Source organism: Bradyrhizobium sp. SZCCHNRI2009 (genome assembly GCF_032485115.1).
Lineage (GTDB): Bacteria > Pseudomonadota > Alphaproteobacteria > Rhizobiales > Xanthobacteraceae > Bradyrhizobium.
Window position 1 is genome coordinate 1,150,296 of record NZ_JAUEUH010000001.1, and the last position, 26,096, is coordinate 1,176,391.

Annotated in this window: 21 protein-coding genes; 15 read left to right on the forward strand and 6 right to left on the reverse strand. The window is 67.1% G+C overall.

The features are described from left to right. Positions 1–7: 7 nt before the first annotated feature. The 3 genes from QX041_RS05170 to QX041_RS05180 form a co-directional block, all read right to left on the reverse strand. Positions 8–1,087 carry a D-TA family PLP-dependent enzyme gene (locus QX041_RS05170; protein WP_316164617.1) on the reverse strand — a complete coding sequence of 360 codons (1,080 nt, stop codon included), beginning with the start codon at positions 1,085–1,087 and terminating at the stop codon, positions 8–10. A 118-nt stretch (positions 1,088–1,205) separates the two neighbouring features. Beyond that, positions 1,206–3,017: an ABC-F family ATP-binding cassette domain-containing protein gene (locus tag QX041_RS05175; RefSeq protein WP_315714430.1), complete on the reverse strand. Its 1,812-nt coding sequence runs from the start codon at positions 3,015–3,017 to the stop codon at positions 1,206–1,208. A gap of 4 nt (positions 3,018–3,021) precedes the next feature. After that, positions 3,022–3,525, reverse strand: a complete 504-nt coding sequence (locus tag QX041_RS05180; RefSeq protein ID WP_315714429.1) for a YaiI/YqxD family protein — start codon at positions 3,523–3,525, stop codon at positions 3,022–3,024. A gap of 125 nt (positions 3,526–3,650) precedes the next feature. On the opposite strand from QX041_RS05180, the gene QX041_RS05185 reads away from it, so the two are divergent. Further along, entirely contained in the window at positions 3,651–4,451 is an 801-nt protein-coding gene (locus tag QX041_RS05185; protein ID WP_316164618.1) for a hypothetical protein, read from the forward strand. Positions 4,452–4,825: 374 nt separating this feature from the next. Here QX041_RS05185 and QX041_RS05190 read toward each other — a convergent pair whose 3' ends face one another. Beyond that, positions 4,826–7,201: a xanthine dehydrogenase family protein molybdopterin-binding subunit gene (locus QX041_RS05190; RefSeq protein WP_315749777.1), complete on the reverse strand. Its 2,376-nt coding sequence runs from the start codon at positions 7,199–7,201 to the stop codon at positions 4,826–4,828. 200 nt (positions 7,202–7,401) lie between these two features. Here QX041_RS05190 and QX041_RS05195 point away from each other — a divergent pair, with 200 nt between their 5' ends. The 11 genes from QX041_RS05195 to QX041_RS05245 all read left to right on the forward strand — a co-directional run bounded on the left by QX041_RS05195 (position 7,402) and on the right by QX041_RS05245 (position 19,629). Next, positions 7,402–8,475 (forward strand): Ppx/GppA phosphatase family protein, encoded by a 1,074-nt coding sequence (locus QX041_RS05195; protein ID WP_315714425.1) that lies wholly within the window; start codon positions 7,402–7,404, stop codon positions 8,473–8,475. A gap of 231 nt (positions 8,476–8,706) precedes the next feature. Beyond that, positions 8,707–9,402, forward strand: a complete 696-nt coding sequence (locus QX041_RS05200) for an RlmE family RNA methyltransferase (protein WP_315714424.1) — start codon at positions 8,707–8,709, stop codon at positions 9,400–9,402. A gap of 102 nt (positions 9,403–9,504) precedes the next feature. Continuing rightward, complete coding sequence (locus QX041_RS05205) at positions 9,505–9,783, forward strand: DUF3551 domain-containing protein (RefSeq protein ID WP_316164619.1); 279 nt, start codon at positions 9,505–9,507, stop codon at positions 9,781–9,783. Positions 9,784–9,864: 81 nt separating this feature from the next. After that, on the forward strand, positions 9,865–10,224 hold the full coding sequence (locus QX041_RS05210; RefSeq protein ID WP_315739174.1) for a hypothetical protein: 360 nt from the start codon (positions 9,865–9,867) through the stop codon (positions 10,222–10,224). 165 nt (positions 10,225–10,389) lie between these two features. After that, positions 10,390–11,358, forward strand: a complete 969-nt coding sequence (locus QX041_RS05215; protein WP_315714421.1) for a Bug family tripartite tricarboxylate transporter substrate binding protein — start codon at positions 10,390–10,392, stop codon at positions 11,356–11,358. Next, a complete protein-coding gene (locus QX041_RS05220; protein ID WP_315714420.1) occupies positions 11,355–11,849 on the forward strand; it encodes a tripartite tricarboxylate transporter TctB family protein in 495 nt (164 codons plus the stop codon). Before QX041_RS05215 ends, QX041_RS05220 begins: the two co-directional genes overlap by 4 nt. Continuing rightward, positions 11,849–13,348, forward strand: a complete 1,500-nt coding sequence (locus QX041_RS05225) for a tripartite tricarboxylate transporter permease (protein WP_315714419.1) — start codon at positions 11,849–11,851, stop codon at positions 13,346–13,348. Before QX041_RS05220 ends, QX041_RS05225 begins: the two co-directional genes overlap by 1 nt. A gap of 196 nt (positions 13,349–13,544) precedes the next feature. Then, positions 13,545–15,020, forward strand: coding sequence for an HlyD family secretion protein (locus QX041_RS05230; RefSeq protein ID WP_315749781.1), 1,476 nt, complete (start codon positions 13,545–13,547; stop codon positions 15,018–15,020). An 11-nt stretch (positions 15,021–15,031) separates the two neighbouring features. After that, positions 15,032–16,234, forward strand: coding sequence for a hypothetical protein (locus QX041_RS05235; RefSeq protein ID WP_409999261.1), 1,203 nt, complete (start codon positions 15,032–15,034; stop codon positions 16,232–16,234). Further along, positions 16,234–18,210, forward strand: coding sequence for a cellulose synthase catalytic subunit (locus tag QX041_RS05240; RefSeq protein ID WP_316164620.1), 1,977 nt, complete (start codon positions 16,234–16,236; stop codon positions 18,208–18,210). The genes QX041_RS05235 and QX041_RS05240 overlap by 1 nt, the downstream gene beginning before the upstream one ends. 360 nt (positions 18,211–18,570) lie before the next feature. Then, the gene (locus QX041_RS05245) at positions 18,571–19,629 is read left to right on the forward strand and encodes an acyltransferase (protein ID WP_316164621.1); all 1,059 of its coding nucleotides are present in this window, start codon (positions 18,571–18,573) and stop codon (positions 19,627–19,629) included. Here the strand turns inward: QX041_RS05245 and QX041_RS05250 are convergent. Continuing rightward, positions 19,614–21,038, reverse strand: coding sequence for an O-antigen ligase domain-containing protein (locus QX041_RS05250; protein WP_316164622.1), 1,425 nt, complete (start codon positions 21,036–21,038; stop codon positions 19,614–19,616). The two genes, QX041_RS05245 and QX041_RS05250, sit on opposite strands and share 16 nt — an antisense overlap. Positions 21,039–21,151: 113 nt before the next feature. On the opposite strand from QX041_RS05250, the gene QX041_RS05255 reads away from it, so the two are divergent. Further along, positions 21,152–22,345 (forward strand): sialate O-acetylesterase, encoded by a 1,194-nt coding sequence (locus tag QX041_RS05255; RefSeq protein ID WP_316164623.1) that lies wholly within the window; start codon positions 21,152–21,154, stop codon positions 22,343–22,345. 16 nt (positions 22,346–22,361) lie between these two features. Here the strand turns inward: QX041_RS05255 and QX041_RS05260 are convergent, their stop codons facing one another. Beyond that, positions 22,362–23,849, reverse strand: coding sequence for an MDR family MFS transporter (locus QX041_RS05260; RefSeq protein ID WP_316164624.1), 1,488 nt, complete (start codon positions 23,847–23,849; stop codon positions 22,362–22,364). Positions 23,850–23,986: 137 nt separating this feature from the next. On the opposite strand from QX041_RS05260, the gene QX041_RS05265 reads away from it, so the two are divergent. Both QX041_RS05265 and guaB read left to right on the forward strand, forming a co-directional pair. Beyond that, a complete protein-coding gene (locus QX041_RS05265; RefSeq protein ID WP_316164625.1) occupies positions 23,987–24,235 on the forward strand; it encodes a hypothetical protein in 249 nt (82 codons plus the stop codon). A 263-nt stretch (positions 24,236–24,498) separates the two neighbouring features. Next, positions 24,499–25,986: an IMP dehydrogenase gene (gene guaB / locus QX041_RS05270; protein ID WP_315827414.1), complete on the forward strand. Its 1,488-nt coding sequence runs from the start codon at positions 24,499–24,501 to the stop codon at positions 25,984–25,986. Positions 25,987–26,096 lie beyond the last annotated feature (110 nt).

Consider the following 26,096-nt stretch of genomic DNA (forward strand, 5'->3'; position numbering starts at 1 on the left):
TTTCGCCCTACCGCAGCTTGCCGCGGGCGGCGACCGGCAGCGTGCCCAGGATCTCCTCGCCGCGGACCATGACGACCTCGTCCATCATGTTGACGACGACGCAGACGTGGTTGGGGATGATGCGCACGACGTCGCCGACATTGGGACGGGTATTGCTGCGCGACAGGTCGAGGAAGCCGTGCTCCTCGGCGAAGCGCGCGATCTTCGCTTCCGGGTGCTCCAGGATCAGTCCGTGGCCGTCGAGGCCGCCGGTATCCGTCGTCAGCGTCTTAGAGCCGGCGTCGAGGATACCGCGCTCCGGTGCGGCGCGGCTGACGACGGTCGAATAGATGTGCAGCGCGCAGTCGTCCCAGGTCGCGACACCGGCGGCGACCTGCATGCGGTCGTTGTAGATGTAGGTGCCGGGCCGATGCTCGGTGGCGCCCTTGAGCTTGCCGAGATTCTTCAGGTTGGGCGAGCCGCCGGTCGAGACGATGGCCGCGTCCAGCCCGTCGGCGCGGACGCCGGCCAGCGCCTCGTCATAGAACCGCTGCGCCTCGTCCCAGCCGGTCTCGGTCGGATACAGCATGAAGCCGGCGAAGCGCAGGCCGTCTGACGCTGCGATCTGGCGCGCGAGCTGGATCGCTTCCGTCGGCGTCTCGACGCCGGCGCGCTTGCGCCCAGTGTCGCATTCGACCACGACCGAGAGCGTGCGGCCGGATTGTTTTGCCGCCTGCGGCAGGCCGGCGATCACGGTCGCGTTGTCGGCGGCGACCGTCATGTCGGCCTTGGCTTGCAGCGCGGCGAGGCGTGCCATCTTCTCCTCGCCGATCAGGTTGTAGCTGATCAGGATATTGTCGATGCCGGCACCCGCCATGATCTCAGCCTCGCCGATCTTCTGGCAGGTGATGCCTTGCGCGCCCGCCTCGATCTGCAGCTTCGCGAGCACCGGGCTCTTGTGCGTCTTGATGTGCGGCCGGTTGGCGACGCCCGCGGCCTCGCACTGGGCCTGAATGCGCGCGATGTTGCGCTCGACCCTGTCCATGTCGATGACGGCACAGGGCGTGCCGTACTCCCGGGCGATCCTGGCGGCGAGCGGGGTGGTCATGTCATTTACTCCATGTTGCCGTCATTGCGAGGAGCGAAGCGACGAAGCAATCCAGAGTCCGGCTGCAGCCCCGGATTGTTTCACGTCGCTCGCAATGACGAAGTGATTTCGATGAACGTTACGCGCCCTCGATCTCCTCGCGCAGCACTTCGAGCTCGAGCCAGCGGTCCTCGGCGGCGGTGAGCTCGGCTTGCGCAGTGGCGATCGCGAGGGAGGCGGCGTCGAATTTCTTGCGGTCTTTCGCATACAGCGCGGGGTCGGCGAGCACGGCCTGCTGCTTGGCGATCTCGGCTTGCAGCTTGGCGATCGTCTTCGGCAAGGTCTCCAGCGCGTGCTTCTCGTTGAAGGAGAGCTTGCGCTTCGGCGCGCTCGCAGGCGCCGTGGCCGCGTGCTTGGTTTCCTTCTTCTCCTCAGCCGCCTTGGCATGCTGGCGCTTTAGGTCGGCGCCGCGTTGCGCCAGCATGTCGCTGTAGCCGCCGGCGTATTCCTGCCATTTGCCGTTGCCCTCGGGGACGATCACCGAGGTGACCACGCGATCGAGGAAGTCGCGGTCGTGGCTGATCAGGATCACCGTGCCCTCGTAGTCGCCGAGCATGTCCTCGAGCACATCGAGTGTCTCCAGGTCGAGATCGTTGGTCGGCTCGTCCAGCACCAGCAGGTTCGATGGCTTGGCCAGCGCGCGCGCCAGCATCAGCCGGCCGCGCTCGCCGCCGGAGAGCACTTCGAGCGGCGTGCGCATCTGCTCGCGCGAGAACAGGAAGTCCTCCATGTAGCCGACGACGTGCTTCGGCTTGCCGGCCACCATGACGTGATCGCCGCGGCCGCCGGTCAGCGCTTCGGCGAGCGTCGTCCGGGGATCGAGGCTCTCGCGGTGCTGGTCGAGCGTCGCCGTCTCCAGATTGACGCCGAGCCGGATGCTGCCGCTGTCCGGCTCGCTGCCGCCGGTGAGCAGGTTGACCAGCGTGGTCTTGCCGGCGCCGTTCGGGCCGACGATGCCGATGCGGTCGCCGCGCTGGATGCGGATGGAGAAGTTGTCGACGATCTTGCGATCACCAAAGCTCTTCGAAGCGCCCTTCGCTTCGATCACCAGCTTGCCGGACTTGTCGGCCTCGGCCGCGGCGAGGTTGGCGGCGCCCGCCGTGCCGCGATAGTCGCGGCGCTGCTGGCGCAGCGCATGCAGGTTGGCGAGCCGCTTGACGTTGCGCTTGCGGCGGCCGGAGACGCCGTAGCGCAGCCAGTGCTCTTCGTTGACGATCTTGCGGTCGAGCTTGTGCTGCTCGCGCTCTTCTTCCGCCAGCACCTCGTCGCGCCACGCCTCGAACGCCGCAAAGCCGCGGTCGATCTGCTTGATCTGGCCGCGGTCGAGCCAGGCGGTCGCGCGCGACAGATTGGTGAGGAAACGGCGATCGTGACTGATCAGCACCAGCGCCGAGCTTCGGCCGTCGAGCTCGTTCTCCAGCCATTCGATCGTGGTCAGGTCGAGATGGTTGGTCGGCTCGTCCAAGAGCAGGATGTCGGGGTTGGGCGCGAGCACGCGCGCCAACGCCGCGCGGCGCGCCTCGCCGCCGGAAACATGCGCCGGATCTTCCTCGCCGGTGAGGCCGAGCTGCTCGACGAGATAGCGCGCCTGATAGTGATCGTCGCCGGGACCGAGCCCGGCCTCGACATAGGACAGCGTGGTGGCATGGCCGGAGAAGTCCGGCTCCTGCGGCAGGTAGCGCACGGTGGCGCCCGGCTGCACGAAGCGCGTGCCGCTGTCGCACTCGACGAGGCCGGCGGCGATCTTGAGCAGCGTCGATTTGCCGGAGCCGTTGCGGCCGATCAGGCAGACGCGTTCGCCCGGCGAGACCGACAGCTCGACGCCCTGCAGCAGGGCGGTGCCGCCGAAGGTCAGGCGGATGTCCTTGAGTTGGATGAGAGGCGGCGCCATGGGTCTAGCCTTGCTGCTGCATCCGCGCGGCGCGCTGGCGCTGCATGCGGCGGATGGTCTGATCGAGGGTGGAGAGGAAGGTGGAGCGGTCGCGCGGCGTGAACGAGCGCGGCCCGCCGGTGACCTCGCCGGACGAGCGCAGATCGGTCATGAGGTTGCGCACGGCGAGCGTCATGCCGATCGACTCCTCGGTGAACGCCTTGCCGTTCGGCGCGATCACCGCGCTGCCGGCCTTGACGCAGCGGCTCGCCAGCGGAATGTCCGCTGTGATGACGACGTCGTCGGCGCCGGCGCGCTCTGCGATCCAGTCGTCCGCGGCATCCATGCCGCTGCCCGCCGCCACGCGCGTGATCAGGGGATCCTCGGGCACGCGGATGAAGCCGCCCGCGACCACGATCACTGGCAGGCCGTGGCGGATCGCGACGCGATAGATCTCGTCCTTCACCGGACAGGCGTCGGCGTCGACATAGATCGTGACAGGGGCGAGCTCGGCGGTTTCGGTCGTCATCTGGCGTTCTGCTGGGGGTGGCCGGTTGGTACCCCATCGCCAGCCAAATTGCGAGCCAAACGCTGGCCTTGCCAGGACCTTTCCGGCCGTTACCATCGCCCGAAAAGGGTCAAAGGGAGGCAAGGATGGCAGACGGAATCGCGACCTATGCGGTCGAGGCGTTCAACACGGCCAAGCAGTCCGAGAACAAGATGCACGATGACAGCGTGGCGCGCCGGTTCGGCTTCGCGGGCGGCCTCGTGCCCGGCGTCGAAGTGCTGGCCTATATGCTGCATCAGCCGGTTGTGCGCTGGGGCCGGGCATTCCTGGAGCGCGGGCTGATCGAGGCGCGGTTCACCAAGCCGGTCTATGACGGCGAGATCGCCGAGGTCAGGGCGGAGGAGGTCGGCGACGGGCTCAGCCTGGAGGTCGTGAGTAAAGGTGAGATCTGCGCCACCGGTTCCGCGTCGCTGCCCGCGTCAGCGCCCGACATCGCTCTGGCCGAATATCGAGAGGTTCCAGCCGCGGCGGTGCGGCCGCTCGTCAGCGCGGAGTCGTTCGCTGTCGGCAGCTGGCTCGGCACGGCGGCACGCGCGTGGCCAGGGCAGGCGGCCACCGCCTATCTCTCTGAGATTCGCGAGCGCGATCCGATCTATGCAAACGAGCGGCTTGGTCACCCGGGCATGTTGCAGAGGGTGATGAACCGGCTGCTGGTCGACAATGTCGTCCTCGGCCCCTGGATTCACGTCGGCAGCCGAATGCAATTGCTGTCGGCGATTGCAGAAGCCGAGGAGATCACGGCGCGTGGCCGGGTGGTCGCGAACTACGAGAAGAAGGGCCACCGCTTCGTCGAGATCGATGCGCTGGTGGTCGCCAATGGCGACCGCCCACTCGCGCATTGCCATCACGTGGCGATCTATCAGCCGCGCGCGCAGGCGGCCGCCTAGCGGACGGACTTGGCAAGAGGCACGCGGCATCCAAAAGACAGCTGTCATGCTCCGCCTGCGCGGACGATGACGGCGAAGTTCTGGGTACGCTGCTTGCCCCACACTCCCGTCATTGCGAGCGCAGCGAAGCAATCCAGAGTGTTGCCGTGGAGGCAGTCTGGATTGCTTCGCTACGCGCTACGCTCGCAATGACGTGGAGAGGACCCGCGGCCCAATCTCGACAGTCCGTAGCCCGGATGCGCGCACGCCGGCGCCCAGCGGGTGCAGGCGGGAGCGACATCCGGGTTCACCGATACAGCCCGTGAGACCCCGCATGCGGGCTACGGGCTTTTCGTTTGGCAATGAGAGTTTTCGCCTCATCGCGAGCGAAGCGGCTACGCCGCGGTCCTCGCCTTGCCGTCCTGGATCGCGCGCCAGAGCTTTTCGGTGGTCAGCGGCATGTCGAGATGCTTCACGCCGTAGTCGGACAGTGCGTCGATCACCGCGTTGATCACGGATGCCATCGAGCCGGCGCAGCCGGCTTCGCCGCAGCCCTTGGTGCCGAGCGGGTTGGACTTCGCCGGCACCGGATGGTTGTCGACCGTCATCATCGGCACGTCGGAGGCGCGCGGCAGCGCGTAGTCCATCAGAGATCCCGTGATCGGCTGGCCGCTCTCGTCGTAGCGTAGATGCTCCATCAGCGCCTGGCCGATGCCCTGGGCGACGCCACCATGGAGCTGGCCGGCGACGATCATCGGGTTGATCACCGTGCCGAAATCGTTGATCGCGGTGTAGGCGACGATCTGCGCGACGCCGGTGTCCGGTTCGATCTCGACCTCGCAGACATGACAACCATTGGGGAACGTCGATTCCGTTACTGTCGAGTTGTGGTCGACGTCGAGCGAGGCTGGCACGCCGTCGGGCATCTTGCCCTCGCGCAGGCGGCGCGCCAGCTCCATGATGTCGATGCTGCGATCGGTGCCGGCGATGGTGAACTGGCCGCCCGCGAACTCGATGTCGGCTTCCGAGGCTTCGAGCAGATGCGCGGCGGCCTGCTTGCCCTTGGCAATGACGAGCTGTGAGGACTCGACGATGGCCTGGCCGGTCGCGGTGATCGAGCGCGAGCCGCCGGTGCCGTTGCCGAACCGCACGAGATCGGAATCGCTCTGCTCCAGCCTGATCTTCTCGAACGGCACGCCGAGTTGCGCCGACAAGACCTGCGAGAACGGAGTCGCGTGGCCTTGGCCGTAGTCCAGCGTGCCGGTCGTCAGGGTCACGCCGCCATCGGCGTCGAAGGTGATCTTGCCGAGCTCGCCCGAGGGCGGCGCGGTCACTTCGAGATAAGAGCCGACCGCGATGCCGCGCAGCTTGCCGTTCTTGCGGCTCTCGCGCTTGCGCTTGGCGAAGCCGGCGTAGTCGGAGACCTGCAGTGCCTTCTCGAACACCGCGGCGAAGTCGCCGGAGTCGTAGGTGACGCCCGACGCCGCCGGGAACGGCATCTGGCTCGGCTTGATGAAGTTGCGCTTGCGGATGGTGAGACGGTCGATGCCCATCTCGCGCGCGGCGGTGTCGATCAAGCGCTCCATGAAGTAGTTGGCCTCGGGACGGCCGGCGCCGCGATAGGCGCCCATCAGGGTGACGTTGGTCAGCACGGTCTTGATATCGACGCCGAGCAGCGGCGTCTTGTAGACGCTGGCGAGGTTCTTGCCGGTGTTGAGCGACAGCGGCAGCGGTGCGACGCCCATGATGTAGGCGCCGAGATTGCCGTAGCCGGACAGTCTCACAGCGAGGAACCGGCCGTCGGCGTCGAGCGCCAGCTCGCCATGGATGATCTGATCGCGGCCCTGGCTGTCGGACAGGAAGGCGGTGGTGCGCTCGTCGCGCCATTTCACGGGGCGGCCCAGCTGTTTGGCGGCGTGCAGGATGCAGACATATTCGGGATAGGAGACGTTCTTCATCCCGAAGGAGCCACCGACATTGGTGGTGAGGATGCGGACCTTGTCCGGCGCGACGTTCAGAATCTTCGCCAGCGTCGCCTTGTTGCCGGACACGCCCTGGGTCGGCACCTGCAAGGTGAAGCGCTCGGTCTTGCCGTCGAACGCCGCGAGCGCGACGCGCGGCTCCATCGACACCACGGCGACGCGGGTGTTGACGATGTCGAGCTTGGTGACGTGCGCGGCCTTGGCGAAGGCCTCTTCGATCTTGGCCGTGTCGCCGTAATGATAATCGAGCGCGACGTTGTTGGGGATATGGTCATAGAGCTGCGGCGCGCCGGGCTTGGCGGCTTCCTCGGCATTGGTGACCGCGGGCAGGGGCTCGATATCGAGCTCGACCGCCTCGGCCGCGTCGCGGGCCTGGGCCGCGGTCTCCGCGACTACGAACGCAACGGGGTCGCCGACGAAGCGGACCTTGTCGGTGGCGAGCGCCGGCCGGTTGGTCTGCAGCAGCGGCGAGCCGTCCCGGCCCTTCAGCGGCAGGCCGCAGGTGAACGGACCATAATTGGCTCCGGCGAGGTCGGCGCCGGTCCACACCCCGAGCACGCCGGGCATCGCCTTTGCGGCCGCGGTATCAATTCCCTTGATGATGCCGTGGGCGTGGCTGGAGCGCACGATCCAGGCATGGGCCTGGCCGGGCAGGTTGAAATCGTCGGTATATTTGCCGTGACCGCGCACCAGCGTGTCGTCCTCCTTGCGCCGGACCGGCTGCCCGACGCCGAATTTCTGCAGCGCGATCGCGTTTTCGAGGGAGGCCGGGGAGGTGTGATCTTGCATGGATGAGGACCCAAGGGGCTGAATTGGTCGCAAATGCGGGCTGTTCCCAGATAGTGCAGCGCCCGCGGCCGGACAACGGTTGATTAGGAATGGTGCATCACGCCTGATGGAGGGGCTGTTGCGCCGGCGCTATCCACTGATAATGTCTCACGAAAGAGAACTTCCATCTGGGCCGGTTCGGCCAGCGGAAAGACATTTGAATGATCAATGACACGCGGCTGCGGGAGAGTCCCGCGCCGCGCGGGAACTTGGAGCCCGGCTTGCGTCCGGGTCTGGACGTCGCGACGCCTTCCTGCGCCAGCAATGGCAGCAGCGTCTACGCGGCCCTGGACCTCGGAACCAACAATTGCCGGCTCCTGATCGCCTGTCCTTCGGGCGACAGTTTCCGCGTGGTCGACTCCTTCTCGCGCATTGTCCGGCTGGGCGAGGGCATCTCGACCACCGGCTGCATCAGCGACGCGGCGATGGATCGGGCCATCGCGGCGCTCAGCATCTGCCGGGACAAGATCCAGTCGAAGAAGGCCAGGCGCCTGCGGCTGATCGCGACCGAGGCCTGCCGCGCTGCGGCCAATGCCGAGGGGTTCCGCAGCCGGGTTGCGGCCGAGACCGGCATCGAGCTCGAGGTGATCGACCGCGAGACCGAGGCGGCACTGGCCGTCAAGGGCTGCGCGCCGCTGCTCGATCCCGGCGGGCGAGGGGCGATCCTGTTCGACATCGGCGGCGGCTCCAGCGAGTTGGTCCGGATCGAGCGCGATGCGGGCGACCGCAACGCCGAGCCGCGGATCAAGGCCTGGATGTCGATCCCGCTCGGGGTCGTGACGCTGGCCGAACGGTTCGGCGGCCGTGACGTGACGCCGGAGATCTATGCCGCCATGGTCGAGGCCGTGGCCGAGCATGTTGGCCCGTTCGCGGCCGAGAACGGCGGCGATCTCGCCGGCATGCATCTGCTTGGAACCTCCGGCACCGTGACGACGCTGGCGGGCATCCATCTCAACCTCGCGCGCTACGATCGGCGCCGGGTCGATGGCATCTGGATCAACGACGCCGACATCACGACGACGATCGGCAGGCTGCTGGCGATGAGCTACCAGGAGCGCGCCGAGAACAATTGCATCAGCATCGACCGCGCCGATCTCGTTCTGGCGGGCTGCGCCATTCTCGACGCCATCCGCCGGTCCTTTCCGCTGCCGCGGCTGCGCGTCGCCGATCGCGGCCTGCGCGAGGGCATGCTGGTCGAGATGATGCGCGAAGACGGCGCGCTGCGCACGGCGTAGCGACTTCACCCTCCCCTGGAGGGGGAGGGTCGTCTCACATGGAGCGCAATGTGAGACGGGGTGGGGTGAGTTCCACGAGCGGTCTTCGTGCGGCTCACCCCACCCCGATCGCTCGCTTCGCTCCCGATCGACCCTCCCCCTCCAGGGGAGGGTGACCTTTGTAGTTCCGCCAGACCTCGAGCGTGGATGGATTTTCGCCTCCCGCGTCTGGTCACGACGACCGAGAAACACATGGCAAAAGACACCACGGGCCGCATGCATGTGCAGGTCAAGACCGGAGGCAAGCGCAAGCTGTCCTCGAAACTCTGGCTGGAGCGCCAGCTCAACGATCCCTATGTCGCGCAAGCCAAGCGCGACGGCTATCGCTCGCGCGCGGCCTACAAGCTGCTCGAGATCGACGACAAGCATCATCTGCTCAAGCCCGGCATGACGGTGCTCGATCTCGGCGCTGCGCCCGGCGGCTGGAGCCAGATCGCGGCGCGCCGGGTCGGGGCCGAAGCCGGGAAGGGCAGGGTGATCGCGATCGATCTGCTGGAGATGGGCGAGATCCCCGGCGTCACCTTCACCCAGCTCGACTTTCATGCCCAGGATGCGCCCGAAAAGCTCCGCGCGATGCTCGGCGGGCGTGCCGATGTGGTGATGTCGGACATGGCGGCCAACACCACCGGCCACCGCAAGACCGACCAGTTGCGCATTGTCGGTCTCGTCGAACTCGCCGCGCATTTCGCCAGCGAGGTGCTCAAGCCGGGCGGCAGCTTTCTCGCCAAGACGTTCCAGAGCGGCGCCGATGCCGACTTGATGGCGCAGCTCAAGCGCGATTACGCCAGCGTCCGTCACGTCAAGCCGGCGGCGAGCCGGCAGGATTCGTCGGAGCGCTACGTGCTGGCGATGGGGTTCCGCGGCGGAGAGCAGGCCGACCTGTTGTAATGGCGTCATTGCGGCCTTGACGCCCTGGCGATACAGAGCAGGGGCAATCACCGTCTCGGGAATCGGCCTGGGCCGGCGAGACGTCGATTCCGGAGGTCCTGCATGCGTGTCCTCAACTGGAGCGCCCTCGCGCTGGGTTTGGCGGTCGGGTTCGTCCTATCGGGCTCTGCTCACGCCCAGGCCTACGATCCGCGCTATCCCGTGTGCATGAAGGTCTATGAAGGCGGCCGGTTTGGCGGTGGCGAGTGGATCGACTGCAGCTATACGTCGCTGCCGCAATGTCGCGCGACGGCGTCGGGCCGTGCGGCGATGTGCGATCTCAATCCCTTCTACGCCCCACCGTCGCCTCCGCCGCGCCGCGCGCATCGGCGGCATCGCTGAAACATTTCATGACGGAACGGCCGTTGCCATGCCGCAATCGAACTGAAGATTCGAGACCCTCGTATCCATCGGGCTGCCGTGATGCCGCATCGTTTCATCGTCGCGATCGTGATGCTTCTGCTGCTGGTGCCCGCGATCGCGACCGCGGCGCCGTCGCACAAGCGCAAGGCGCACCGTTGGCAGGGCTATGGCTTCCTGCCCGGCTACAAGCAGCCGCCCAACAACAGCCTGCCGCTCTATGCCGACAAGGAGGCCATGCGCAACGGGCCGCGCGGCAGCCGCCGCCATTGGTATATCGACGGTACGCCGAAATACATGCTCTACAACGGCGAGTGGCATTATTTCGGCCAGCCCGGCTTCTATCGCGGCCATTACAATGGCGGCAGCTTCGGCCCGTGCTGGACGCGGACGCCGGTGGGGATGGTCTGGACTTGCGGTTAGGCCGCTCCTCCCACAACCGTCTCGTTCTCCCAAGGCTGCTGCTGCAACGCGGGCGACGGCGCGAGCAATCCCGTCTGGACAGCGGCCGCATTTCCCGCTGAAATGCCGTTCCTCAGAGGCAAAAGAAACGCGAGCCGTTCGTTCGGCCGACCGTGGAGGACCGCTTTGAATTCGTTCTGTACGCGCCTGTTCGGCGCGGTCGTCGCTTTGACTGTGCTTGCCGGTACTCCAGCCTTCGCCCAGCAACTCGAGTTGAAGGTCATGGCGCCGGCCGCGCCCGGCGGCGGCTGGGACCAGACCGCGCGGGCAATGCAGCAGGCCTTCGTGGCGTCGGGCGTGGCACGCAGCGTCCAGGTGACCAACGTCGCCGGCGCCGGCGGCACCGTCGGCATCGCGCAGTTCGTCACCGGCGCCAAGGGCGACGGCAACCAGCTGATGGTCAACGGCTTCGTGATGGTCGGCGCGCTCGCCATGAACAAGTCGCCGGTGACCCTGGAGCAGGTGACGCCGATCGCGCGGCTGACTGAGGAGATCCAGGTCATCGTCGTGCCGGCCGCATCGCCGATCAAGACCGCGCAGGATCTCGCCGCGGCGCTGAAGGCCGACATCGCCAAGGTCACCTTCGCCGGCGGCTCGGCCGGCGGTGTCGATCACGTCATGGCCGCGCTGTTCGCCGGCGCCGTCGGCGCCGACGCCAAGAAGGTCAACTACATCCCGTTCTCAGGCGGCGGCGAGTCGCTGGCGGCGATCCTCGGCGGCAAGGTCACCGCCGGCATTTCCGGCCTGTCCGAGTATGACGGGCAGATCAAGAGCGGCAAGCTGCGCGCGATCGGCATATCCTCGGAGAAGCGCATTCCCGGCGTCGACATCCCGACCTTCAAGGAGCAGGGCATCGATCTCGTGCTCGCCAACTGGCGCTCGGTCGTCGCTGCGCCCGGCATTACGCCGGAGCAGAAAAAGACGCTCAGCGAGGCCGTCGAGAAGATGGTGAAGTCGGATTCCTGGAAGGAGATCCTGAAACAGAAGGGCTGGGATGATGCCTATCTTCCGGGTGACGCCTTCGCCGAGTTCCTGAAGAAGGAGAACGTGCGCGTCACCGACGTGCTGAAGTCGGTCGGCCTCGTCAAGTCATGACGACGGAGCGCGCCGGCACCGAGACACCCGCCTCGGGAGGCGTCGACAAGGCCGGCATCGTCATTGCGGCGCTCCTGGCGGCCGTCGCGCTCGTGCTGGTCTACGACGCCAATCAGATCCCGGCGACCACGATGTACGGCATGGGCCCGCAGGTCATGCCGGTCGTGATCGCGATCGGGCTCGGCATTCTTGCACTGGCCAATCTGATCGATGCCGTCAGAGGCAACCTGCCGCCGCGCGAGAGCTCCGATCCGGTCGCGGTGCTGCTCATTCTTGTCGGACTTGCGCTGCTGATCGCCATCATCGGCTTCGGCGGCGGCTTCATCCTGGCGACGACGGCGCTGTTCGTGACGACGTCGGCGGCGTTCGGCCGGCGCGCCTTTGTCACCGATTTCGTCATCGGCGCGGTGCTGACGACCACGATCTATCTCGCCTTCGACCGCCTCCTGACCTTGAGCCTTCCCGCCGGTCCGCTCGAAAGACTGCTCTGATGGACACCTTTGCCGCGCTCGCGCATGGGATGGCGATCGCCGTCCAGCCCATGAACCTGCTCTATGCGCTGGTCGGCGTGTTCCTCGGCACCGCCGTCGGGGTGCTGCCGGGCATCGGGCCGGCGCTCACGGTCGCCCTGCTGCTGCCGGTCACCTACAAGCTCGATCCCGGCGGTTCGCTGATCATGTTCGCCGGCATCTACTATGGCGGCATGTATGGCGGATCGACCACCGCGATCCTGATCAACACGCCTGGCGAGAGCGCCTCGATGGCGACCGCGCTCGAGGGCAACAAGATGGCCAAGGCCGGCCGCGGCGGCCCGGCGCTGGCGACCGCGGCGATCGGCTCCTTCGTCGCAGGCACCATCGCCACGATCGGTCTCGCCTTCCTGTCGCCTTACCTCGTCGACATCGCTGTGCGCTTCGGGCCGGAGGACTACTTCGCGCTGATGTGCGTCGCCTTCGTCACGGTGTCCGCGACCTTCGGCGATTCACCGATCCGCGGCCTCACCAGCCTGTTCATTGGTCTCACGCTCGGCCTCATCGGCATCGACAAGCTCACCGGGCAGGCGCGGCTCGCCTTCGGCGTGCCGGAGCTGCTCGATGGCGTCGAGGTGACGACCTTGGCGGTCGGCCTGTTCGCGGTCGGCGAGGCGCTCTACGTCGCCTCGCGCCGGCATCATACCGAGGAGAAGATCGAGGCCATCAAGGGCTCGTTGTGGATGACGCGCGAGGACTGGAAGCGGTCGTGGAAGCCGTGGCTGCGCGGCACCATGTTCGGCTTTCCAATCGGCGCGCTGCCGGCGGGCGGGGCGGAGATCCCGACGTTCCTGTCCTATTCTGCCGAGCGGCGCCTGACCAAATATCCCGACCAATTCGGCAAAGGCGCGATCGAAGGCGTCGCCGGCCCTGAGGCCGCCAACAACGCTTCTGCCGCGGGCACCTTGGTGCCGCTGCTGACGCTCGGCCTGCCGACGTCGGCGACCGCCGCGATGATGCTCGCCGGCTTCCAGCAGTATGGTCTCAACCCGGGCCCGCTGTTGTTCGCCGAGCGGCCCGACCTGGTCTGGGGCCTGATCGCGAGCCTGTTCATCGCCAACACGATGCTGCTCGTCCTCAACCTGCCGCTGGTCGGCCTGTGGGTGAAGCTGCTCGCGATCCCGACACCATGGCTCTACGCTGGCATCCTCGTGTTCGCGACCATGGGCACGATCGCGGCAAAACCGTCGGTCGTGGAACTGTCGATGCTGGCCGGCTTCGGCGTGCTCGGCTTCCTGATGCGCCGGTTCGATTTCCCGATTGCGCCCGTCGTGGTCGGGCTCATCCTCGGGCCGATCGCCGAGAGCCAGTTGCGGCGGGCGCTCGCGATCAGCCTTGGGGACCCCATGACCCTGCTGCAGTCGCCGATCTCTGCAACGCTTCTGGTCGTCGCGCTGATTGCTCTGATCGCGCCGTTCATCTTGAAGGGACTCGGACGCTTCAAGGCGAATGAGGATTGAGTGCGGCCGCAAGCGGAAACCGCGCCATCGCACTGCAACATAACGTGACCGGAGGTGAGCGCGGAGATCGGGCGCAGCTTGAAACGATGTGCCCGCGATCTGGTTTGGGTTGAGCCATCGAGACCGGAGCCTGGAACTCCGGATCAGCCGAGGAAGCGTCTTTCGGGGCGTGTCACCCCAAACCGAAAGAGACCTGATGACCGATCGCTTCGATGACGGTTTCAAGCCAGCCCCCGCGCAACGTCCCGCCGCTCCGAAGACCGCAACCCAGCCACAGCGCCATCCCGTGATCCTCAGGGTGTCGGCGCTCGGCGTGGCCGGCATCCTCTCGGCGCTGATGCTGACCGCGGTGGTGCCGCCGATCGTGGCCGACCAGTCCGATCGCGCCGTGGTCGATGCGCCGGTGATGCTGCTGACGTCCCCGATCGCGGGCCAGGTCGATTCGCTCACGGCCAAGCCGGGTGGCGAGGTTCGGTCCGGCGACCGCCTCGCAGAGATCACCAATCCGCGGCTCGACCGCGCCACGCTCATCTCGCTGGAAGAAAAGGCGGGCGACGCGCGTCAGAAGCTCGACGCCACCCGCGCCAAGCATCAGTCCGACGTCGCTTATGTCAGCTCGCTCGATCGGGAGATCGCGAGCCAAGCCGGTCAGTTGAAGGCGCAGTTGCAGTCCCAGATCGAGGAGCTGCGTGCCCGCGTCGCGCAGTCGAACGCGCAGAGCAGCGAGAAGAAGGCCATCGTCGACCGCCAGAACCGCATGGTCGCGCGCGATGCCGCCAGCGTCGAGATGCTGAAGCCGACCGAGCAGCAATATGCGGCGGCGCTGCACGACACCGATGCGCAGACTGCCAAGCTGAACCAGAAGCTGACACAGCTGAAGGCGCTCGACGCCGGCGTCTATGTCGGCGAGGATCTGGTCGCGCTGAACATGCTCAGTCAGAAGCGCCGTGACATCGATCTCGATGCAAGGCGGATGGAGATCGAGGAGAAACAGCAGGCGGCCGTGCTCGATGATCTCGAGGGCCTGATCAAGTCGGAGCGCGCGCGGCTGGCGCGGCTCGCTGCCGCGGACGTGCTCTCGCCCGGTCCCGGCAAGGTGCTGGCGGTGGGCGCCGACACCGGACGCCACGTCAGCGCCGGCGATACGATCGCCTCGGTGGTCGATTGCGACAAGCGTTTTGTGGTCGCGATCTTCTCCTATCGCCAGGGCGAAGCGATGAAGCCGGGCACCAAGGTGCGCATCGATGGCGGCGGCTTCCATAGCGGCATCGTCAGCGCCGTGCTGCCGAAGACCAGCGACAAGGTCGACGAGCGCTTTGCCGTGCCATTTCCGCAGACCGAGCGGCGCGAGCTCTATGTCATGATCACACCTGATGCTGCCGACGAAAAACCGGCGGCGCAGCCGACCTCCGCGGCGACACCGGCCTGCACGGTGGGGCAGTGGGTCACCGTGACGCGCGACAATGGCATCGTGCCGTCGATGTCGGTGACATGGCGCCGGCTCGGCCACCTCGTTGCGTCGCTGACCGACCTGGACCCGTCTGAGCCGGACGAAGCGACGCGCCGTGCCGGTGTCACCAAGCTCGACTCCGCCTTGCGGTCGCACCCGGCGCAGCAGCCGGTATTGGACGAGCAGTGGCTTCCGACGGCGCGCGCGGTCTCGGCACAATGAGGCTTCTCTCCATGATGATGGCGGTGATCGCTCTGCTCGGCGGCGCATCGCCGATGCGGGCCGAGACTTCGCTCTGTGCGGGACTGGTGCAGGCCGTCGAGCCTGGCCTCGCCGGCCGTGACGCGGCGTTCATTCGCAGCTACGAGCCGGGTGCCGACGAGGAGGGGCTGCCGCTCGGCCTTTCGACGACGGCGTTCACCTATGACAACGCTCTGGCAGCGATCGCGCTGGTCGCATGCGGTCGCACCGACGAGGGCCGCGTGATCGGCAACGCGCTGGTGCATGCCGCCGCTCATGATCGCACCTTCGGCGATGGGCGCCTTCGCAATGCCTATCGCGCCGGTCCTGTCGGCCCCGGGGCGGCGCTGCTGCCGGGCTGGTGGGACGACCAGAAGAAGATCTGGGGCGAGGATGCCGCGCAGGACGGCACCGCGACCGGCAACGTCGCCTGGGCAGCGCTGGCGCTGCTGACGCTGCATCAGGCGACCGGCGAGGAGGACTACTTGTCCGGCGCGCGGCGCCTGATGGACTGGATCATTGCCAGCGCATCGAACGGAGCGGACGGCTTCAGCGGCGGTTATCACGGTTACGATCCGCAGCAGGTGCGCCTCAGCTGGATGTCGACCGAGCATAATGCCGATGTCTACGCCGTGGCCTCCTGGCTCCATCGTATCACATTGGAGCCGCGCTATCAGGATGCCGCGCAGACGGCGCGCCGCCTGCTCGATCGCACGTTCCGCGGCGATCGCTTCCTGCTCGGCACCAAGCCCGACGGCCACCTCGCCGACGACAATCTGCTCGCGCTCGACGTGCAGCTCTGGCCGTGGATGGCGGTGACGGATGCGCCCGACTGGCGCAGGGCGCTGCGCTTTGCCGAAACTCATCTTGCCGTCGACGGAGGCTTCGATTTCAACGGCGATCGCGACGGCGTTTGGGTCGAGGGCACCGCGCAGGCGGCGCTGGCCTATCGCATGGCCGGGGATGCCGCTGCCAGCGAGGAGCTGCTTGCAGGGTTGCGTGCCGACCGCACGGCAACGGGACTGCTGAACGCGACGCGCAACGCGCGCCTCACCACGGGTCTGTCGATCGACCCGACGGGCGCGACCACCATCCAGGACTTCTTCTACTACAAGCGCCCGCATCTCGGTGCTACCGCCTGGGCCGTGCTCGCCGAGACCGGCTGGAATCCTTTCACCGGCGCAAGGGTCCCCTGATGTTTCCGCTCCCCAGCAATGACGCCTCGGTGTTGACCACCGATCTCGGAGTCCTGCTCGGGCTCCTCGTGATGGCGCGTCTGCTCGATCCGACGCGCCGGCGCGACCGCCTGCTGTTCGGCGCTACCGCAGCGTCGTTCCTCCTGATCTACACGCTGTGGCGCTGGCACGACACGCTGCCGGTGTTCGACCTGACCCTGCAGGCGCTGTGGCCGCGGCTGTTCATCACGCTCGAGATCGTGGCGATCTCCTACACGCTGATGTCGATTCTGATCTTGACCCGCAGCGTCGACCGCTCGGGACAGGCCGACGCCGCGCAAGCTGCGTTGGCCGCACGGGGCGAGCAGCCGGCCGTGGACGTGTTCATCTGCACCTATGACGAGCCCATGGAGATAGTCGAGCGCTCGATCCTCGCCGCGCTCGCGCTCGACTATCCCAACAAGACCGTCTGGGTGCTCGACGACACCAGGCGCGATCGGCTCCGCGCCTTCTGCGACGAGGTCGGCGCGCGCCATCTGACGCGGCCCGACAACAAGGGCGCCAAGGCCGGCAATCTCAACAACGCGCTTGCGGCGACGGCGCAGCTATCGAACGCGCCGGTGATCCTGGTGCTCGATGCCGACTTCGCCCCGCGCCGCGACTTCCTCCAGCGGACGGTCGGCCTGCTGCTGTCCGAGCCCGATATCGCCGTCGTGCAGACGCCGCAATTCTACTACAACCCCGATCCGATCCAGCACAATCTGCTGGCGTCAAGCCACTGGGTCGACGACCAGCGCTTCTTCTTCGACGTGTTCCAACCGGCGAAGGACGCCTGGGGCTGCGCGTTTTGTGTCGGCACCTCCTTCGTCGTCCGCCGCGAGCGGCTCATGGAGATCGGCGGCTTCCCGCACGCGGCGATCTCCGAGGATCTCAACCTCACCTACACGCTGCTCAAGCGCGGCCATCGCACGGTCTGGCTGAACGAACCGCTCAGCTTCGGCCTCTCGGCGGAAGGCGTGCCCGAATACATCACCCAGCGCGCCCGCTGGTGCCTCGGCACGATCCAGGTCGCGCTCTTGCGCGATGGTCCGCTGCGCAGCCGCGGCTACAGCTTCACCCAGCGCTGGCACTTCCTGCATGGCGTGCTCAACTGGGCCTGCAAGCCGTTCATGGTGCTACTTCTGATCGCGCCGCCGATCTACTGGTTCGCCGGGCTGCCGGCGTTCGAGGCCGACTATCTGTCGTTCCTGCGCTACGGCGTGCCGGCGCTGCTCGGGACGATCATCTACATGGGCTGGATCTCGCGTTCCAAGACCCTGCCGCTGTTCATGGAAGCGACCCATGCAGTGACCTGCTTTGCCGTCACGGCCACCTTGCTCAGCGCGCTGGTCCGGCCGTTCGGCCGCCCCTTCAAGGTGACCGACAAGGGCGGCGACCGCTCCAAGCCGCGCGTCCACGGCAAGCTCGCCGCGATCTTCGGCGCGATCGCCGCGAGCTCGGCGGCGGCCATCGTCTGGGCGTTCGTGTCGCCGAATGCAGCCAGCGAGATTTCGTCGATCGACTACTTCAATCTGTTATGGGCCGGCATCGCGATGCTGATCGCCTTCATCGCGTTTCTCGTCTGCTTCGAGCTGCCGCGCGGCGAGGACCTGTTTCCGAGCGGCGAGGCGGGCTGGCTGGCGCAGAGCGGCGAGGTCGTGCCGTGCAAGATCGAGGCGCTGTCGCTGTCGTCGGCCCGCGTGGCCGGTCCACCGCATCATCGCATGAACCGGCCGGGCACCCGATTGCCGCTGCATCTCGACGGCCTCGGATGGCTCGAGGCGTCGGTCGAGGCCGTCTCCAGGACGACCACGCATCTGCGCCTGCAGCCCGACGAAGCGCAACGGCGGCAATTGGTGGTCCGCCTGTTCAGCTCATCCCGCGGCGTCATCACCGATCGCGCCCGCCTGCGCGGTGCGCTGGCAGGGCTGGCGCGACGCGGTTTCGTCGGGCGGTGACGTTCCCGATCGTGCTGTCGGGTAGGCAGAGAGGCCGCCGCAGGCGGCAGCGGGCCCGCCGTCGAACCTCGCACTTGTACGCGCGACGGTGGCACGGCGTCACCTCGAGCTCGCCTCGGAGAAGCATCACGGCAGCGCCTTTGCCTCCAGCTCGGGCCTGGCTCCGGTCGCGATCCCCGGCGTAGGCGCAGCCATCCGGCAGAGGCTTATCGGTTGGTTAAGACTAACGCGAGAATACCTCCGATGTCCTGGCAGGCGCCGACGGCGCTGCAAAGCCGGCTGCGATATGACTTGGGGCGCTGACTTCGCAGCATCGCGGACCGGACGCGGGCTGCGCGACAGAGGCAGGACAAGTCGGGCATGGATGCTGGAACGCAGAGGGCAACGGCTGACACCGCGCGCACGGCGTGGATCGATTTCGCGCGCGGCCTCGGTGTCATCCTGGTGGTGTACGGTCATGTGCTTGGCGGTCTGGTGCGCCCCGGCATCTTCCCGGATGGAGCCGTCGCGCGCTGGATGGACTACACGCTCTATACGTTCCACATGCCGCTGTTCTTCTTCCTGGCCGGCTTGAACGTGCAGCACAGCTTGCGGCGCGGCGCGCGTCCTTTCCTCACCTCCAAGCTCTGGACCATCGCCTATCCCTACGTGCTGTGGTCGCTGATCCAGGGCGGGATCACGATGCTGCTGGCGCGGGATGCCAACATCCCGATTCATCCCGGCGATCTCGCCGCGATCTGGTATCGTCCGATCGCACAGTTCTGGTTTCTCTACGCGCTGATGATCTGCCACGTGATCGCGGTGCTGGTCCCGTCGCGGACGGTTTTGACCACGCTCGCGCTGGCCGGGCTCGGCGTGTTCCTCGCGCTGCCGATCCGGCCTGACCTCGCGCTCACGCTGCATCATCTGCCGTTCTACGTCGCGGGCGTCTACGGTGTCAGCGTCGTGGCGGAATGGCGGCCGTTCGGCTGGTCCGCGTTGGCCGTGATCGGGATCGCGTTTGCGGCCGCAGTGGCGCTGGGCGGCCAGCTGTCCGGCATGGACGCCAACGGGCTCGCCTCCCTGCCGGCCTGTGTGCTCGGGATCGCCGGCACGGTCGGGCTCTGCAAGCTGCTCGCGCCAACGAGCCATCGCTGGCTGGCGGCCGCAGGCGTCGCGTCGATGACGATCTATGTGCTGCACATCCTTGCCGGCTCGGGCATGCGGATCATCATGCTGAAGCTGCACATCCCGCCATCGCCATGGGTCTATCTGCTGGCCGGAACGGCGGCCGGCGTGGTGCTTCCTCTGATCGCACATGCCATCCTGCGGCGGCTCAATCTGCTGGCCGTCTTCGGGCTCGCACCGCCGGCCTCCCGCAAGCCCCAGACTGCGGCGATCACGCCGCGCGCTGCAACGTCCGATCAGGCGCCGGCCTGATGCTGCCGAGCGGCGACGGTGCGCCGTGCTCCGTCGGCCATCTGGTCGAGCGGACAGGCCATCGCGACGAGCATCCAGAACAGCGCCGAGACCTCGCCGGAGGAGATGCTGGTCAGCGGCAGCTGAATCAAGAGCGCACTGATGGCGAGCGCCCCGAGCACGGCGCCCTCGCGCGTCGGTATCCGCCACGCGGCGCCGGTGGCGGCGAGCCCAACCCAGACATAGGCCGCGAGGCAGATCAGTCCGACCGGAATGCCCATCGTCACCCAGCTTGCGATGATCTGCCCGTCGATCGGCATCGCGCCGGCGACGCCGACGTCGGTGATGGTGAAGCCCGATCCCAGGACCATGCTGTTCGGCGCATTCCACAGCGTGACGAACTCATCCAGCCGCTCGCTGCCGCTGCTGTCCTGCGACACGCTGCCGAGCGATTCCAGACGGGAGGTGATGACCTCCGCGAACGGCGTGAACAGGACGGTGACGATCACCGCGCCGACCAGTCCGACCGTGATCGATACGGCCCGACGCCGCGTCGCGGGGAACAACATGCAGAACAGCACGCCCACCGCGAGCGTGATCCAGCTGGTGCGGTAGAGCGACAGCAACAGGCCGAGCGCCGCGGGCGCCATCGCCGCCATTGCCGGCCATCCCGGGCGCAGGAAGCCCACCAGCAGCAGGCCGGTGGCCGTGAAGGTCGCGTAGCTGGCCGGGCCGTTCATCGTGCTGAACACGCGCACCATGTAGGGCAGCGGATAGCCGGCCGAGGTGATGCTGGCATTCACCATCCAGAACCGATCCCATCCTTGCGGATCGACATATTGCCAGATGCCGTAAAGGCCTGTGACCGGCAGCACCAGCAGGAACACGCGCGTGATTGCATCGAGCAGGGCGCCGTCGGATCGCGCCCGCTGCTGCAGGGCGATCGCATAGAGTACGGGCGCGGCCCATTTCATTCCGCCATTGGCGGCGTTGAACCAGTCGTTCTGGAAGATCGACAGCGCGCCGCCATAGACGATGCAGGCGAGGACGATGAAGGGCGCCACGAGCCAGGGATTGCCCGGCCTGTCCTTGTCCGCGGGCGAAAGCACCAGACTCGGAACTGGCGCGATGATGAACAGCAGCGGGCCGCTCAGCATGACGCCGGACGAATCGAATCCTGCGGAGATGTCGACCAGGCGGCGCACGAAAGGAGCAAAGGCGAACATCAGGATCGCCGACTGCACGTGGGCCGCGGGGCTGCGACGCCACGCGAACCAGCCGGCCACCGCGCAGCCGAGGATGAAGGCTGGTCTGACGATGCCCCCGAGTGCCGGGGCGGCAAGCGCCGTCGCTGCCAGGAGAAGCGCGGACGGCCAACAGTTCATCGCCATCGCCGCGAGCGGCTGCGGATCGATTCGGCTCTCTTTCATGAAGTCGGACTATAATGGAAATCCGGTCTCCTCAGGCATGTTCGAGGCTGGGAGGCAGATGCCCGACGCCTGAGGCGGCCGTCAGCCGAGGCGACGAAAGAAGTGATGCGAGCATGATGCGACGCGCAATCGTGGCCACGCTTGTCGCAGCGTGGTTGGCCGTCTCGTTGACCGCGACGGCAGGAGCTGCGGAGGTGCTGCCGGCCCGCGACGTCTGCCAGCCGACCACCTCGGCCAAATCGCGCGACGGCAATTGCGTTCCCTGCGCCGTCGGACCCATCTCGACCGCCCCTGGGTTCCTGGCACTGCTGGAGCAGGTGCGCACGCGGCGCGCCGCCTTTGCTGACATCGACCGTCGTATCGATGGCGCGAGCGGAGACCCGGAGGTGCAGAGCCTGCTGCAGGGACGCAACCTGGCCCGTGCACTGTACGGTTCTGACGCGGATTTCATCGCGGGCGGCAACGCCTCGCGCTGCCTCCTGCCGGACAACGAGGCTGTGCGTGCCAGGGCCACGCCGATCGCCTGCGACGCGATTCCGCGCGAGGGGCTGGTGGTGCTTCTGACCGCGGGCCAGTCGAACATCTCCAACACCGGCGCGCCCGATCAGAGTGGCCGGCTCTATCAGCCTCACAACCGGTTCTACAATTTCGACCGCTTCGACGGCCGCTGCTACGTGGCGCGCAATCCATTGCTGGGAACGCCGGGCGAGGGCGAGAACGTCGCCACCCGGTTGGGCGACGAATTGATCGATCGCGGGCTGGCGAAGACGGTCGTGATCGCACCCGTTGCGATCGGCGGGACTTATCTCGAGGAGTGGCGCGCCCGCGGCGGCAAGTATTTCGAGGTGCTGCTCGCAACCGTCGCCGGCCTGCGCGAGGCCAATCTCGAACCGAGCGCGGTGCTCTGGCATCAGGGCGAGTACAACGCCTTCGCGTTCTCCACCAATGGCGCGGAGGACGGCGCGTCCCTAGACGTCACTGCGAAAATGAAGGAAGCGGGACGACTGTCCTACTTGCGCAATTATCTTGAGATCGTTGCCGGCCTGCGGGCGGCCGACGTGACGGCGCCGATCTTCGTCGCCACGGCGACGCTCTGCGGCAGTGTTCCCGACGAGATCATCCGTTCAGCCCAGGCCGCCGTGCCGAACCCGGCACTCGGCGTTTATCCTGGCCCGGATACCGACCAGATCGGGCTCAAGCTGCGCCACGATGGCTGCCACATGAGCCATGCCGGCACCGAGCTGCACGCGCGGATGTGGGCCGATCGCCTAGCCGACTACTGGAAGTCCGGGGCGAGGCGTCCTTGAGCCGGAAGCGGGACGATCAGCCGAGCTTCTGATCCCGCGCATCATGCGTGGTCTCGCTCGCCGATTTCCTGGCGGCCTTCTCGGCGCCCTTCTCGGCGCCCTTGCGGCTCGCGATCGCGGCCACCTTGCGGCCTGAGATCTCGCTGCCGGCGTCATCAGGCATCTGCCAGAACAGGATCGACGACAGCGCCGACGTGATCGCGACGACGATGAAGGCGGGCGCGAAGGACGCCGCGGTGAGCTGGCTCGCGCCGTGCATCCACATCGTGGTCTCCACCGAGAACGCACCGACCGCGACGCCGGCGGAGATCGCGAGCTGCTGGTTGACGCTGGTGAGCGTCGTGGCGCGGCTCATCTGCGCAGTCTCGACCTCGGCATAGGCGACGGTGTTGATCGCGGTGAACTGCAGCGAACGGAAGAAGCCGCCGACCACGAGAATGATCAGGATCAGCAGCAGCGGGGTCGCCGGCGTGAACAGCGCGCAGGCGGCGAGGAAGACCGAACTGACGACGGCATTGATGGTCATCAGATGGCGGAAGCCGAAGGCGCGGATGAGGCGCGCGGCCAGCGCCTTCATGCCCATTGCCCCGGCGGAGGAGCCGAAGGTGACGAGGCCGGACTGGAACGGCGACAGCCCAAAGCCGAGCTGCATCAGCAGCGGCAGCAGGAAGGGCAGGGCGCCGATGCCCAGGCGAAACATGAAGCCGCCGACGATCGAGGCACGCAGGGTCGGCAGCCGCAGCAACGAGAAATCGAGCACAGGAGAGTTGGTGCGCCAGGAGTGGCGGACGTAGAGCGTCATCGAGATCGCGCCGATCGCAACGAGACTCGCGACCACCGGCCACGGCAGCAGGTTGAGACCGGCGACCGAGAGGCCGAAGGCGAGGCCGGCGAGGCCGATGCCGGCCAGCACCATGCCATAGAGATCGAACGGCTCGGGATTGTCGCTCTTGATCGGATCGATGAAGCGCAGCGCCATGATGATGCCGACGATGCCGATCGGGATGTTGATCAGGAAGATCCAGTGCCAGGAGAAATAGGTGGTGATGAAGCCGCCGACCGGCGGTCCGATCACCGGACCGATCAGCGCGGGGATGGTGACCCAGGCCATCGCGCCGACCAGGGCGCTCTTGTCGACGGAACGCAAGAGAACGAGACGCCCGACCGGCGTCATCATCGCCCCGCCCATGCCCTGCAGGATGCGCGCGAACACGAAGTTCTCGACGGAGTTGGCGAGCGCGCAGCCGATCGAGCCGATCATGAACACCGCGACCGCGCTCGAGAACACCCGACGCGCGCCGAAGCGATCGGCGGTCCAGCCGCTCGCTGGGATGAACACCGCAAGCGACAGCAGATACGAGGTGATGGCGAGCTTGAGCGTCAGCGGGCTGGTGCCGATGTCCCTGGCGATCGCCGGCAGCGAGGTCGCGATGACCGTGGAGTCCATGTTCTCCATGAACAGGGCGGTGGCGACGATCAGCGGAATGACGCGTTGCTTGTTCATCGGAGGTCGGCAGCGGGAGGAGGAGGGCGGGCGCCGGGGCTTTAACACCCTGCGACGAACGAGGCCATTGCGCTGCTGGCATGGCCCCCTAGATGCAGCGTGACGCTGCCGCGTCCCGTTTTGTTGGAGATGTGCCGATGATCTACCTGCTCGCCGCTTTGGTGCCGCCGCTGGGTCTGCTGCTCAACGGGCAGCCGTTCGCGGCGATCTTCAACCTGCTGCTGTGTCTGGTGTGTCTGGTCCTCGGCCTGTTCTTCCACGTCATGCTGCTGGTGCCCTCGGCGCACGCGCTGATCGCCGTGCACATGCGGCGGGAGGACCGGCGGCACCGCGAGGTGGTCGAGGCCATCCGCCGCTACGGGCCACCGCCGGGCGCATGGCGCTAGAGGCGCAGAACTTCTGCTCCGGAATCGGGGGCTCGGCGACCTTTTGTTGCGCGTTTCGGACCTGATCAGGGCCGGTCTGGGCCGTTCTTCGCAATCGCGGGAGGACAGCGGATCGGCCCTTTGATTCGTCACAGGCCCATGCTATCGACCCGCGTCAACCCCACCGATGGGCACCGATTCGACGGCGAGGCATGGTCTCGACGGCGGCGTCGCTCATCCGTACCCGCATCGCGGCCGTTTTGGCCGCAGACAAGGAGTTGACGATGGCGACCGTCCAGACACTTCGCGAAGCCTTCACCTTCGACGACGTGCTCTTGAAGCCGGGCCTGTCCGATGTGCTGCCCTCCGAGGTCGACATCCGCTCGCGCGTGACGCGCGAGATCCCGCTCAACATTCCGATCATGGCCTCCGCCATGGATACCGTCACCGAGGCGCGCATGGCGATCGCCATGGCGCAGGCCGGCGGTATCGGCGTCATCCACCGCAATTTCGATCCCGAGGGCCAGGCCGCCCAGGTGCGCCAGGTCAAGAAGTTCGAGTCGGGCATGGTGGTCAATCCGCTGACCATCGCGCCCGACGCCACGCTCGCCGACGCGCTGGCGCTGATGAAGGATTACGGCTTCTCCGGCATCCCGGTGGTCACCGGCGGCGGCAAGGGCATCCCCGGCAAGCTGGTCGGCATCCTCACCAATCGCGATGTGCGCTTCGCTACCGATCCGCGCCAGAAGATCTCCGAGCTGATGACGCATGAGAACCTCGTCACCGTGCGCGAGGGCGTCGGCCAGGACGAGGCCAAGAAGATCCTGCACAAGCACCGCATCGAGAAGCTGCTGGTCGTCGACGACCAGTATCGCTGCGTCGGCCTGATCACCGTGAAGGACATGGAGAAGGCGGTCGCGCATCCGCTCGCCTGCAAGGACGGCCAGGGCCGCCTGCGCGTCGCCGCCGCGACCACCGTGGGCGAGGGCGGCTTCGAGCGCACCGAGAAGCTGATCGAGGCCGGTGTCGACCTCGTCGTGGTCGACACCGCGCACGGTCATTCCTCGCGCGTGCTCGAGGCGGTCAACCGCATCAAGCGCATCTCCAACGCGGTGCAGGTGATCGCCGGCAACATCGCCACCCGCGACGGCGCGCAGGCGCTGATCGATGCCGGCGCTGACGCGGTCAAGGTCGGCATCGGCCCGGGCTCGATCTGCACCACGCGCATTGTCGCCGGCGTCGGCGTGCCGCAGCTCACCGCGATCATGGATGCGGTCGAGGCCGCCAAGAAGGCCGACGTGCCGGTCATCGCCGACGGCGGCATCAAGTTCTCCGGCGACCTCGCCAAGGCGCTCGCCGCGGGCGCCGATGTCGCCATGGTCGGCTCGCTGCTCGCCGGCACCGACGAGACCCCAGGCGAAGTGTTCCTGTGGCAGGGCCGCTCCTACAAGGCCTATCGCGGCATGGGCTCGGTCGGCGCGATGGCGCGCGGCTCGGCCGACCGCTACTTCCAGCAGGACATCAAGGACACCTTGAAGCTCGTGCCCGAGGGCATCGAGGGCCAGGTGCCGTACAAGGGCCCGGTCGGCAACGTCATGCACCAGCTCGCTGGCGGCCTCCGTGCCGCCATGGGCTATGTCGGCGCCAAGGATCTCGGCGAATTTCACTCCAAGGCCGAGTTCGTCCGCATCACCGGCGCCGGCCTGCGCGAAAGCCACGTCCACGACGTGACAATCACCCGCGAAAGCCCGAACTATCCGGGTGGGGCGTAAGCCATACCCACGTCATTCCGGGGCAGCGCGACGCGCAACGCGCGGCGTGCTGAACCCGGAATCCCGATATTGTCTTGCATCATCACCTGCGCACCTCACCTCTGGATTCC

Excerpts from the sequence above, each read along its gene's own strand:
- QX041_RS05170 (WP_316164617.1), bottom strand. The coding sequence starts at position 1,087 with ATGACCACCCCGCTCGCCGCCAGGATCGCCCGGGAGTACGGCACGCCC.
- QX041_RS05175 (WP_315714430.1), bottom strand. The coding sequence starts at position 3,017 with ATGGCGCCGCCTCTCATCCAACTCAAGGACATCCGCCTGACCTTCGGC.
- QX041_RS05180 (WP_315714429.1), bottom strand. The coding sequence starts at position 3,525 with ATGACGACCGAAACCGCCGAGCTCGCCCCTGTCACGATCTATGTCGAC.
- QX041_RS05185 (WP_316164618.1), top strand. The coding sequence starts at position 3,651 with ATGGCAGACGGAATCGCGACCTATGCGGTCGAGGCGTTCAACACGGCC.
- QX041_RS05190 (WP_315749777.1), bottom strand. The coding sequence starts at position 7,201 with ATGCAAGATCACACCTCCCCGGCCTCCCTCGAAAACGCGATCGCGCTG.
- QX041_RS05195 (WP_315714425.1), top strand. The coding sequence starts at position 7,402 with ATGATCAATGACACGCGGCTGCGGGAGAGTCCCGCGCCGCGCGGGAAC.
- QX041_RS05200 (WP_315714424.1), top strand. The coding sequence starts at position 8,707 with ATGGCAAAAGACACCACGGGCCGCATGCATGTGCAGGTCAAGACCGGA.
- QX041_RS05205 (WP_316164619.1), top strand. The coding sequence starts at position 9,505 with ATGCGTGTCCTCAACTGGAGCGCCCTCGCGCTGGGTTTGGCGGTCGGG.
- QX041_RS05210 (WP_315739174.1), top strand. The coding sequence starts at position 9,865 with ATGCCGCATCGTTTCATCGTCGCGATCGTGATGCTTCTGCTGCTGGTG.
- QX041_RS05220 (WP_315714420.1), top strand. The coding sequence starts at position 11,355 with ATGACGACGGAGCGCGCCGGCACCGAGACACCCGCCTCGGGAGGCGTC.
- QX041_RS05225 (WP_315714419.1), top strand. The coding sequence starts at position 11,849 with ATGGACACCTTTGCCGCGCTCGCGCATGGGATGGCGATCGCCGTCCAG.
- QX041_RS05230 (WP_315749781.1), top strand. The coding sequence starts at position 13,545 with ATGACCGATCGCTTCGATGACGGTTTCAAGCCAGCCCCCGCGCAACGT.
- QX041_RS05235 (WP_409999261.1), top strand. The coding sequence starts at position 15,032 with ATGATGATGGCGGTGATCGCTCTGCTCGGCGGCGCATCGCCGATGCGG.
- QX041_RS05240 (WP_316164620.1), top strand. The coding sequence starts at position 16,234 with ATGTTTCCGCTCCCCAGCAATGACGCCTCGGTGTTGACCACCGATCTC.
- QX041_RS05245 (WP_316164621.1), top strand. The coding sequence starts at position 18,571 with ATGGATGCTGGAACGCAGAGGGCAACGGCTGACACCGCGCGCACGGCG.
- QX041_RS05250 (WP_316164622.1), bottom strand. The coding sequence starts at position 21,038 with ATGAAAGAGAGCCGAATCGATCCGCAGCCGCTCGCGGCGATGGCGATG.
- QX041_RS05255 (WP_316164623.1), top strand. The coding sequence starts at position 21,152 with ATGATGCGACGCGCAATCGTGGCCACGCTTGTCGCAGCGTGGTTGGCC.
- QX041_RS05260 (WP_316164624.1), bottom strand. The coding sequence starts at position 23,849 with ATGAACAAGCAACGCGTCATTCCGCTGATCGTCGCCACCGCCCTGTTC.
- QX041_RS05265 (WP_316164625.1), top strand. The coding sequence starts at position 23,987 with ATGATCTACCTGCTCGCCGCTTTGGTGCCGCCGCTGGGTCTGCTGCTC.
- guaB (WP_315827414.1), top strand. The coding sequence starts at position 24,499 with ATGGCGACCGTCCAGACACTTCGCGAAGCCTTCACCTTCGACGACGTG.